12 protein-coding genes are annotated in these 10,312 nt (G+C 67.4%); 3 read left to right on the forward strand and 9 right to left on the reverse strand.

The window, feature by feature from the left end:
- On the reverse strand, window positions 1-428 hold a 428-nt coding region (locus tag ACT4N3_RS12560), incomplete at its 3' end, for a pyridoxal-phosphate dependent enzyme (RefSeq protein ID WP_444855565.1).
- Window positions 429-481: 53 nt separating this feature from the next.
- On the opposite strand from ACT4N3_RS12560, the gene paaZ reads away from it, so the two are divergent.
- Window positions 482-2,500 (forward strand): phenylacetic acid degradation bifunctional protein PaaZ, encoded by a 2,019-nt coding sequence (gene paaZ / locus ACT4N3_RS12565; RefSeq protein ID WP_444855566.1) that lies wholly within the window; start codon window positions 482-484, stop codon window positions 2,498-2,500.
- A gap of 6 nt (window positions 2,501-2,506) precedes the next feature.
- Here paaZ and ACT4N3_RS12570 read toward each other — a convergent pair whose 3' ends face one another.
- Genes ACT4N3_RS12570 through ACT4N3_RS12590 form a run of 5 tightly spaced genes read right to left on the reverse strand, consistent with a single transcriptional unit; the run spans window position 2,507 to window position 4,713 of the window.
- On the reverse strand, window positions 2,507-2,920 hold the full coding sequence (locus tag ACT4N3_RS12570; protein ID WP_444855567.1) for a GFA family protein: 414 nt from the start codon (window positions 2,918-2,920) through the stop codon (window positions 2,507-2,509).
- 37 nt (window positions 2,921-2,957) lie between these two features.
- Entirely contained in the window at window positions 2,958-3,179 is a 222-nt protein-coding gene (locus tag ACT4N3_RS12575; RefSeq protein ID WP_444855568.1) for a hypothetical protein, read from the reverse strand.
- A 16-nt stretch (window positions 3,180-3,195) separates the two neighbouring features.
- Window positions 3,196-3,888 carry a DUF899 domain-containing protein gene (locus tag ACT4N3_RS12580; protein ID WP_444855569.1) on the reverse strand — a complete coding sequence of 231 codons (693 nt, stop codon included), beginning with the start codon at window positions 3,886-3,888 and terminating at the stop codon, window positions 3,196-3,198.
- Window positions 3,889-3,931: 43 nt separating this feature from the next.
- On the reverse strand, window positions 3,932-4,387 hold the full coding sequence (locus ACT4N3_RS12585; protein ID WP_444855570.1) for an SRPBCC family protein: 456 nt from the start codon (window positions 4,385-4,387) through the stop codon (window positions 3,932-3,934).
- On the reverse strand, window positions 4,384-4,713 hold the full coding sequence (locus tag ACT4N3_RS12590) for an ArsR/SmtB family transcription factor (protein ID WP_444855571.1): 330 nt from the start codon (window positions 4,711-4,713) through the stop codon (window positions 4,384-4,386). The genes ACT4N3_RS12585 and ACT4N3_RS12590 overlap by 4 nt, the downstream gene beginning before the upstream one ends.
- Window positions 4,714-4,804: 91 nt before the next feature.
- Between ACT4N3_RS12590 and ACT4N3_RS12595 the strand changes: the two genes are divergently transcribed.
- Together ACT4N3_RS12595 and ACT4N3_RS12600 are read left to right on the forward strand one after the other, a co-directional pair.
- Window positions 4,805-5,602: a glutaminyl-peptide cyclotransferase gene (locus ACT4N3_RS12595; RefSeq protein ID WP_444855572.1), complete on the forward strand. Its 798-nt coding sequence runs from the start codon at window positions 4,805-4,807 to the stop codon at window positions 5,600-5,602.
- Window positions 5,603-5,726: 124 nt separating this feature from the next.
- The gene (locus ACT4N3_RS12600; RefSeq protein ID WP_444855573.1) at window positions 5,727-6,098 is read left to right on the forward strand and encodes a DUF5655 domain-containing protein; all 372 of its coding nucleotides are present in this window, start codon (window positions 5,727-5,729) and stop codon (window positions 6,096-6,098) included.
- On the opposite strand, the gene ACT4N3_RS12605 is transcribed toward ACT4N3_RS12600, so the two are convergent.
- From ACT4N3_RS12605 to ACT4N3_RS12615, 3 genes are all read right to left on the reverse strand, one after another.
- Window positions 6,095-7,324: a dihydrolipoamide acetyltransferase family protein gene (locus tag ACT4N3_RS12605; RefSeq protein WP_444855574.1), complete on the reverse strand. Its 1,230-nt coding sequence runs from the start codon at window positions 7,322-7,324 to the stop codon at window positions 6,095-6,097. The two genes, ACT4N3_RS12600 and ACT4N3_RS12605, sit on opposite strands and share 4 nt — an antisense overlap.
- 2 nt (window positions 7,325-7,326) lie before the next feature.
- Window positions 7,327-9,411, reverse strand: a complete 2,085-nt coding sequence (locus ACT4N3_RS12610; RefSeq protein WP_444855575.1) for an alpha-ketoacid dehydrogenase subunit alpha/beta — start codon at window positions 9,409-9,411, stop codon at window positions 7,327-7,329.
- The coding region (locus ACT4N3_RS12615) for an aromatic amino acid transaminase (RefSeq protein WP_444855576.1) at window positions 9,404-10,312 on the reverse strand (909 nt) is incomplete at its 5' end. The genes ACT4N3_RS12610 and ACT4N3_RS12615, both read right to left, overlap by 8 nt.

Consider the following 10,312-nt stretch of genomic DNA (forward strand, 5'->3'; position numbering starts at 1 on the left):
CCGTCCATGCCCGCATATTCATGGTCAGTGACCGCCCGCCAGGCGTCGTCATAGGAGACGGGCACGATTCGAGCGCCGAGCGCCGCCATCCGATCCAGCTTCGTCTGAGGCGCGGTCTCGATCGCGACCACCGTGCAGGGAATGCCGGCGGCACGCGCGGCAAAAGCGACGCCCTGCCCCGCATTGCCGGCGCTCACCGTCCAGACGCCCCGGGCCCGCTCCGCCTCGCTCAGATTGCCGACCGCATTCGCGGCGCCGCGGCTTTTGTAGGCGTTGGTCGGCTGGAGATTTTCGAGCTTGAGGCGAATGTCCGGCCCGTCCGGGCCGAGATCGAGCCGGACCAAGGGGGTGCGGAGCACCGTGCCGGCGATCCGCGCATGGGCCGCTTCGATATCCGCGAGCGCGATAGGCCTTACGGGTTCGATCATGTCGCTTCCTCAATGGCGGTGCCGCCGCGTGAATTTTCTTTTAAGGGGAGGCGATGAAGACTCTCAAGCTGCTCAATTACGCCGCCGACCAGTGGGTGGCGGGCGATGGCGGCCTCGCGCCGGTCCACAGCGCCGTCACCGGCGAGGTGATCGCGGAGACGGGTAGCGGCGGGCTCGATTTCGCGGCGATGCTCGATCACGCCCGCAGGGTCGGCGGGCCGGCGCTGCGGCGCATGACCTTCCACGAGCGGGCGCATGTTCTCAAAGCGCTGGCAAACGCGGTGATGGCGCGCAAGGAGGAGCTGTACGAGCTCAGCTACGCGACCGGCGCTACGCGCGGCGACGGCTGGATCGACATCGAGGGCGGCGCTGGGACGCTGTTCTCCTTCTCCTCCAAGGGCCGGCGCGAGCTGCCCAACGGCAAGGTGCTGATCGACGGCGCGATGGAGCCCCTGTCCAAGGGCGGCACCTTCGCCGGGCAACATGTCTATACGCCGCTGCAGGGCGTCGCCGTCTATATCAACGCCTTCAACTTCCCGGTCTGGGGGATGCTGGAGAAATTGGGCCCGACCCTGCTTGCGGGCATGCCGGCGATCGTGAAGCCGGCGAGCGCGACGGGCTACCTGACCGAAGCTTGCGTGAGGATCATGATCGAGGCCGGCGTGCTGCCGCCGGGCACGCTGCAGCTGATCATGGGCGCGACGGGCGACCTGATGGACCACCTCACCTGCCAGGACGTGGTGAGCTTCACCGGGTCGGCGGCGACGGCGATGAAGCTGCAATCGCATCCGGTGATCGCGCAAGAGAGCGTCCGCTTCGTCTCCGAGCGCGATAGCCTCAACGCCTCGATCCTCGGCCCCGACGCCGGGCCGGGCACGCCCGAGTTCGACCTGTTCGTGAAAGAGGTCGCGCGCGAGATGACGGTCAAGGCGGGGCAGAAATGCACCGCCATCCGCCGGGCGATGGCGCCGGCCGGGCATCTCGACGCCGTGCAGGCGGCGCTGTCCGAACGACTGGCCAAAGTGCGGATAGGCGACCCGCGCGAGGAGGGCGTGCAGATGGGCGCGCTCGCCAGCCGCGGGCAACTGGAGGACGTGCGGGCGAAGGTGGCGGAACTCGCGCAATCGGCGCGGATCGTGTCGGGAGATCCTGACACATCGCCGGTGCCCGGCAACGGCGCGTTCATTGCCCCGATCCTGCTGCGCTCCGACGATCCCTGGGGATCGGACGCGGTGCATGACGTGGAAGCATTCGGCCCGGTTTCGACCCTGATGCCCTATCGCGACCTCGGCGACGCTATCGCACTGGCCAACAGGGGGATGGGCAGCCTGGCGTTGTCGCTGTTCACCTTCGACAGCGACACGGCGCGCGATTTCGTGCTGGGCGCGGGCGCCTATCATGGCCGAATGGTGATTCTCGACCGCACCAGCGCGAAGGAATCGACCGGGCACGGCTCCCCCCTCCCCGTTTTGGTCCATGGCGGCCCCGGCCGCGCCGGCGGCGGCGAGGAGATGGGCGGCATGCGCGGGGTCAAACACTATATGCAGCGGACCGCGCTGCAGGGCTCGCCGGAAGTGCTGTCGAAGATCATCGGCCAATGGCTGCCGGGCGCCGACAAGCCGGCGGGCGACGTCCATCCGTTCCGCAAGCGCATTTCGGAGCTGGAGATCGGCACCACGCTGAAGACCGCGAGCCGCACCGTCACCCTCGCCGACATCGAGCATTTCGCCCATTTCACCGGCGACACCTTTTACGCCCATATGGACGACGAGGCGGCCAAGGCCTCGCCGATCTTCGGCGGCCGGGTCGCGCACGGCTATCTGATCCTCTCTTTCGCCGCCGGCCTGTTCGTCGATCCCGATCCCGGCCCGGTGCTCGCCAATACGGGGCTCGAGACGCTGCGCTTCATGACCCCACTTTATCCCGGGGATTCGATGCGGGTGGAGCTGACGGTCAAGTCCAAGTCCATCCGCGACGAGGAAAAAGGCGAGGTGCGCTGGGCGGTCGAGGTCTTCAACCAGAAGGACGAGATCGTCGCGACCTACGAGCTGATAACGATGAACCAGCCCTAGCGGCCGCTACATCGGCGGCATCTTTTCGAATTTCGGGAGCGCGGGATCGGTGCGATCCCAGCTCTGGCCGGCATCGGTCCACATGACCAGCTGCGGCCGGTAGCGCGAGGGATCGTCGAGGCTCCCGGCGCTGGCGACGAAGACCTCCGGCATGTCGGGGAAGCGGATGTAGACCGGCGAACCGCAGGTCGCGCAGAAGGCGCGGCGCTTGCGCGTCCCGCCCTCGCCGGCCGTCTCCCAGTGCGTCGCCTCGCCCGTCACCTGCACCGTCGCGCCGACGAAGGTCAGGTGCGAGCCATGGCCGGTGCCGCTCTCGCGCTGGCAGGTGCGGCACTGGCAGTCGTTCATCATCACCGGTTCGCCCGCGACTTCGTAGCGGATCGCACCACAGGCGCAGCCGCCCGCATAGGATTCGGTCATTCGATCGTTCCTTTTCTCAATCAGCTGTTGGTCGTTTTCACCTGCTGGAGATCAGCCTCAGCCAGGGGGCGACGTGAAAGACGCTCATCAGCAGGTACATCGTCACCATTCCGCCAGGCGAGAAGCCGCCAGCCGCCCCACAAAGCAGGTCCGCCGCGCCGCCCTGAGCGGACGCCAGCAGCGCCATCAGGGCGAAGGCTGGCGTCGCGGCGAGGCTCAGCCAGTCGGCCGTCCGGCCGGCAATGCGATCTTCGCTCATCTTTCGCTCCTGCCTATTATTCCCGCTCGGGATCCGTCTTGAAATTATCGTGCCAGACCCACCAACCGTAAGGCGGGGTTTGCGGATAGCCTTCCGGCGAGTCCTCCCATTCCTCCTGACGGCCGAGGGCGGTCATATCGAGATAGTTCCACGGATTGCCCATCTGCTCGTCGCCGCGGCCGGAGATGAAGTAGGTGCGGAATATCCGGTCGCCGTCGCGAATGAAGGCGTTGGTGCCGTGCCATTCGTCCACGTCGAAATCGGCGTCGAAATCGGCGGTCAGCGTGTACCAGGGGATATGCTCCCAGCCCATTTTTACCTGCTGGCGGCGGAGGTCGGCCTGTGAGCCGCGCGAGACGAAGGCGAGGCTGGTGTCGCGGGCGTTGATATGGGCCGGGTGAGTGACTTGATCGGCGATCAGCGAACAGCCGATGCAGCCACGCTCCGGCCAACGGCCCACGCCGGGGTCCATGAAGGCGCGGTACACGATCAGCTGGCGGCGGCCATCGAACAGGTCGAGCAGGCTCAGACGGCCGGTCGGCCCTTCGAACGCATAGTCCTTCTCGACCGCCAGCCATGGCATCCACCGCCGCTCGGCGGCCAGCGCATCCCGCGCCTTGCTATGGGCCTTCTCCTTCACGTGCATGCGTGCGCGGGCGGCATCCCATTCCTCGCGGCTCACGATCGGCGGGTGGTTCTTCAGGTGCATGTCATGTCCTCCTCTTTCCAAGGCCCCGCCGCTTCGGATGGTTTCAGGAATCCTGTTCGCCGGTGATCGTGCCGATCCGCGGCACGACCTGCGACCAGCCGCCGCTCATGTTGCGGTAGGCGCTGTCGTTCCTCGGCAGGACGAAACCGGAATGGATGAGGCGCAGGCGTGTTCCGCCGTCGGCCCTTTCCAGTGTGAAAGTGACGACGGTGTCGAGCCGCGCGCCGTAGCCGACATTGCTGTCATGCCCGCCGCGCCAGGAATAGGCGAAGCGCTCGTTCGGGATCACCTCCAGCACCTCGCATTGGATCGTGCCGTCCCATTCTCCGGCCGGCGTCGTCCGATAGGTGAAGCGGTTGCCGACCACCGGCTTGAAGCCCGAGGGCGCCATGCCCAGCCAGCGGCCCATCAGGTCGCCGGAGGTCAGCGTTTGCCAGATCGTCTCGAGCGAATGGGGAAAAACCTCGTCGACGACGATCTCCCGGGCAAGGTCACTCATGGGTCAATTTCCTTCAAGAGAGCGCGCAGATCGGCGAACCGGCCGCGCCAGAATGAATCGTAGTGGCCCAGCCAATCGAACAGCGGGCCGAGGCCGCCCGGCCGCGCGCGGTAGAAAACGTTCCGCCCCTGGGGCCGCTCGACGACCAGCCCGGCCTGCTTCAGCGCCTTCAGATGCTGCGAGACCGCGCCCTGCGTCACACCGCTGTCACGCGTGAGTTCGGCCACATTGATCTCTTCCGCGCGCGCGATGCGCTCGAAGACCGCACGGCGGGTGGGGTCGGCGAGCGCCCGAAGCACGGTATCGATGGCGGCGGACTGGATCATGCCGAATCAATTAGCGCTCACTAATTAATTAGTCAATGCTAATGTTTTATAGAGCACTGACGACGGCCCGGGCATGTTGTATCGGAGCGCGATGCGCCTCGTGTTTCTTCCGTTGGCTGCCCTCGCCGCCTGCCAATCGCCGTCCTCCGCCCCCGCCCAGCCGGCGCAGAACGAGCAGAGTGCGCAGACGCCGGTCTGGGGCTTTCGGGTCGCCGCCACCTATCCGCACGACCGGCGCGCCTTCACCCAGGGGCTGATCTGGCGCGACGGCCATTTGTACGAATCGACCGGCCAGATCGGCTATTCGACGATCCGCCAGGTCAATCTGGAGGATGGCCGGGTGCTCCAGTCGGCCAGCATCCCGCCGGACCAGTTCGGCGAGGGGATCGTCGACTGGGGCGACCAGATCATCAACCTCTCCTGGCAGAACGGGATCGGCTATCGCTGGGACCGGCGGACGCTGCGGCGCCTCGGCGAATGGCGCTATGGCGGCGAAGGCTGGGGGCTGACCCGCTCGGACGCCGAGATCATCATGAGCGACGGGACGCATGAGCTGCGCTTCCTCGATCCGCGAACGCTGAACGAGCGGCGCCGGGTGCAGGTGACCGACAACGGCGTTCCGGTGCCGCGGCTGAACGAGCTGGAATGGGTCAACGGCGAGATTTTCGCCAATGTCTGGATGACGCCGATGATCGCGCGGATCGATCCGGCGAGCGGCCGGGTGACCGGCTGGATCGACCTCACCGCTCTCGCGATCCAGAATGGCGGCGGCGAGGACAGCGTGCTCAACGGCATCGCCTATGATCGCGAGCGCGACCGGTTGTTCGTGACGGGGAAATATTGGTCGCGGCTGTACGAGATCGATCTGGTCGCGCCGCGGAGCCGTTGACGGCCACAGCCACGAGGGCGTTGCCGAGAGGCGGCGCGAGTGGCAAACTCAGTCGATGAAGGCCGAAGGTCCAAGGCCGCTCTGGACCTGCCCCGATTGCGGGCAATCTTTCGTGACGCCTCGGATGTGGCATTCCTGCGTCCGCCGCAGCGTCGAGGATTTCTTCGCCGACCACGAGGACAAGCGGCCGCTCTACGATGCCTTCCTTGCCTTGGTGGAGCGGTTCGGCCCGGTCACCGTCAATGTCTCGAAGACGCGCATCTCGTTCCAGATGCGCGTCCGCTTCGCGGGCGTGTCCGGCATCCGCCGGAACGGTCTCGTCTGCGGTTTCTGGCTCAAGCGCCGGATCGACAGCCCGCGCTTCAGCCGCGTCGAGCATCTGCCGCCCGGCGACTATGTCTATCAGTTCAGGCTGCGCGATCCCGGCGAGTTGGACGATGAAGTCGCGGGCTGGATCGAGGAAGCCGCGATGGTCGGCCGGCAATTGCCGTTCTAGTCAATCGGCCAACTCTCCAGCAACTCGACGAAGCGGCTGAGCCAGGCGTTGGTCTGGTGGCCGTCGACGACGCGGTGGTCGATGGTGAGGCTGACATAGGCCATCGGGCGAATCTGGATCGTGTCGACGCCGCCGACCTCGCGGACGACGACGCGCTTCTCCAGCTTGCCGACGCCGAGGATCGCCGATTGCGGCTGGTTGATGATGATCGGCGCGGCGAACAGCGAGCCTGAGACGCCGTGATTGGAGATGGTGAAGGTGCCGCCGCGAATATCGGCGCTGGTCAGCTTCTCCTTGCGCGCTTTTTCGACCAGCTCCTCGAGCTGGGCGGCGATGCCCTTGAGGCTCAATTGCTGCACCTTGCGGACGACCGGGACGATCAGGCCCTTCTCGCCGAGCGCGGTGCCGACGCCGATATTGATGTCGTCGTAAAGCTCCAGCCTGTCGGCGTGCCAGCGGCTGTTGATCGCCGGCGCGACCTTCATCGCCTCGGCGGCGGCGGCGACCAGATAGGCGGTGTAGGTGAGCTTCACGCCCTTCCTGGCGAAGGCCGCCTTGTGCGCCTCGCGATGCGCCATGATCGCCGAGAAATCCGCCTCGAACACGGCGGTGACGTGCGGCGCGTCGGTGACCGAGCGGTGCATGTTCTCGGCGATGGCGAGGCGCATGCGGTCGTGCGGGACGAGGTGGGAGCGGATGTCGCCGGCGGCTGCGGGGATGATGCCTTCGATCGGTTTCGAGACCCTGGTCGCTTCCTCCACGGCGCGATCGACATCGGCGCGGGTGATGCGGCCATTGCGACCGGTGCCCTCGATATGGGCCGGGTCGATGTCATGCTGGAGGACCGCGCGCTTCACGGAGGGGGAGAGGCGGGATTCGCGACTTTCGCTGTTCCCCGGCGAAGGCCGGGGTCCAGGCGGCGCTCCCGCGCCGTTTTTTGTTTCGGACTGGGCTCCGGCCTTCGCCGGGGAGCTGACCAAAGATGCCTCAACCGCAATAGGATCGATCCTACCGAGGATCGCGCCGGGGGCGGCATCGGCGTCGCTGTTCAGGAGAATTTCCGTCAGCACGCCCGCCGCCGGCGCGGGGACCTCCATCGCGACCTTGTCGGTCTCCAGTTCGACCAACGGATCGTTCTCCTCGACCCGGTCGCCGACCGCCTTGAGCCAGGCGCGGACCACCGCCTTGGTGCCTTCCTGCTCCATCGGGACGAGCACGTCGATCATCGTCAGAAGCCCACCAGCTCGTCGATCTTCGCCCGGATGACCGCGACCGAGGGCACGGCCCAGTCGAGCAATGTCGGGTTATGCGGGCTCGGGATATCCGGCATCGTCACCCGAGCGACCGGGGCGTCGAGATCGAGGAACGCCTCGTCGGCGACCACCGCGGCGATCTCCGCGCCGAAGCCGCCGGTGCGCAGGTCTTCATGGACGATCAGGCAGCGGCGGGTGCGGCGGACGGATTCCAGCACCATCTCCTTGTCCCACGGCATCAGGGTGCGAAGGTCGATCACGTCGGCGGAAACATCCTTGGCCGCCGCCTCGCAGCGCGGGACCATCGCGCCCCAGGTGACGATTGTGATCGCGTCGCCCTCGCGGGTCTTCTTCGCGCGGCCGAAGGGTAAGACATAATCGTCGCCCGGCCAGGGCCGCCGCGCCCAGACATCGTCGAGCATCGCCCGATGCTCGAAGAAGACAATGGGATCGTTGCCGCGCAGCGCCGAGCGGAGCAGGCCGACCGCGTCCTCGGCATTGCTCGGCGCCGCGACCAGCCAGCCGGGATTGTGGACGAACTGCACCTCGTTGGTCTGGCTGTGCCAGGGATCGCCGCACTTGAAGAAGCCGACCGGCATGCGGAGCACCATCGGCGCGGCGAAGCGGTTGTTGGTGCGCCAGCGCATCGTGCCGCAATCGTTGATCTGCTCCAGCGCCGGCTCGGCATATTTGCGGAACTGGATTTCGGGGACCGGCATCAGGCCGGCGAGCGCCATGCCGACGGCGCGGCCGATAATGCCTTCCTCGGACAGGCTGGTGTCGAACACGCGCGCGATGCCGAACTTGTCCTGCAGGCCGAGCGTCACCGCATGGACGCCGCCCTTCGGGCCGATATCCTCGCCGAACAGCAGCATGCGGGGGTTCGCCTCCAGCTCCTGCTCCAGCGTGCGGCGGATCGCGGTGACCATGTTGATGCGCTGGCCTTCGGGCCTCGGCGTCTCGGTCGATCTGGGCGCGCCGTAGCCGCGCGTCCATTGGCCGCCGAACGCCTGCATCTCGCCATCGTAGAAGACGTGGGAGGTGACGCTTTCCGGCGCGGCGACCGGCCGCGCTTCGGCCTCCTCGCGCGCCGCGGCGACGGCGGCCTCCGCGTCGGCGGCGATCGACCCCCATTCCGCCTCGTCCAGACCCAAGCCGACGAGATGCGCTTTCAGCTTGGGCAGCGGGTCCCGCGCCCATTCGGAGCGGACGAAGTCCTCGCTTTTGTAGGTCTGGGTGTCCTGGAAACTGTGGCCCTCCAGCCGCGGCACCGTCAGGCGCAGCAAGGCCGGCCCCTTCCCTCCCCGGACATAAGCGACCGCTTCGGTCAGCAGCCGCGCCGCCTCGACCGGATCGGTGCCGTCGCCGGACAGGATTTCGAGATTGTTGAAGCTTGAAAGATTGGCGGCGATGTCGCCGCCGGGCGTCTGGTAGGTCGACGGGACGGAGATGCCGTATTGGTTGTCCTCGACATAGAAGAGCATCGGCAGCTGCTGGGTCGTCGCGATGGTCAGCGCCGACCAGAAGCCGTTGGTCGCGCAGCTCGCGTCACCGCCGAGCACGACCGCGATCGCGCCGCGATAGCCCTCGTCGCCCAGCACGTCGCGATGATAGGTGATCGCCTGCGCCCAGCCGGCGGTCGGCGTATATTGCGCGCCGACGCCGCCGCACATCGGCAGCGCCGGGCAGCCGTTCGGGTTGGGATAGTTGAAGACGACGCCGATATCGCGCCCGTCCGAATAGCCGCCGGCGCGGCCCATGTTCGAGCCGAGCGCCTCGACCGGCGGCACGCCCAAAGCAAGCAGCAGCGGGCGGGAGCGGTAATAGCCGCAGGCGGCGTCGCGGCGGTGGGTGAGCAGCGAGCCCAGCATGACCTGCGCCATGTCGTGGCCGCGGGCGCTGAACTGGTAGAGGATCTTGCGCTGCGGGACGAGCTCGGTCTCTTCCAGCGTGTCGAGCGCGCGGCTGAGGTGGACGAAATAGGCGATCCGCCGCCAGTCGAAGCCGGGGTCCGGATCGGCGGCCTTCGCGGGACGGGACTTGGCCTTCGCCTCAGCCATCCATGGCCTCCACGACCGCGGCGGCGAAGCGGTCGACGCTGTCGTCCGACAGGCCGACGACGTTGAAGCGGCCGGAGCCGGCCATGTAAATACCGTACCGGTCGCGCAGGCCCATCACCTGGGCGGGCGTGAGCGGCAGCATCGAGAACATGCCCTTCTGCTCTGCAATATAAGCGAGCCGGCGATCGAAGGCGGCGAGGCGGGCGCGGATCGCGCGGATGCGCGCGCCCATCGCGTCGACCTCGGCCATCCAGAGCGCGCGCAGGTCGGCATCGTCGAGGATGATCCGCGCGACCGCGGCGGGATGATCGGGCGGCATCGACCACATGGTGCGCGCCAGCCCGAGCAGATTGCCGAAGGCGTTGGCCGCGGCCGTCGCGCTCGCCGCCTTGACGAAGAGCGTGCCGAGCCGGTCGCGATAGCAGCTGAAATTCTTGTCACAGCTCTGCGCGACAAGCGCCTGCTCCGCCGCCTCGACCACCAGCCGCGCGCCCGCCGCGTCGGCCTCGAGCCCGTCGCCGAAGCCTTGGTAGGCGAGGTCGACGAACGGGATCAGTCCCCGCTCCGCGACCATGTCGGCGACGACGCGCCACTGGTCCATGTCGAGATCGGCGCCGGTCGGGTTGTGGCAGCAGCCGTGGAGGAGGATCAGGTCGCCCGCCGCCGCTTCGCCGAGCGCGTCCATCATCCGATCGAAGCAGATCTCGCGGCTGTCCTTGGCGTAATAGGGATAGGCGACCATCTCGACGCCCGCCGAGGCGATCAAAGGGGCGTGATTGGGCCAGGTCGGCTCGCCGGCGAAGATGCGCGCGAGCGGGTTCGCCTTGGCGACCAGCTCGGCGCCGAGCCGGAGCGCGCCGCAGCCGCCGGGGGTCTGCAGTCCGACGATGCGGTCGTCGCC

It is taken from the genome of Sphingosinicella sp. (assembly GCF_052388015.1).
Lineage (GTDB): Bacteria > Pseudomonadota > Alphaproteobacteria > Sphingomonadales > Sphingomonadaceae > Allosphingosinicella.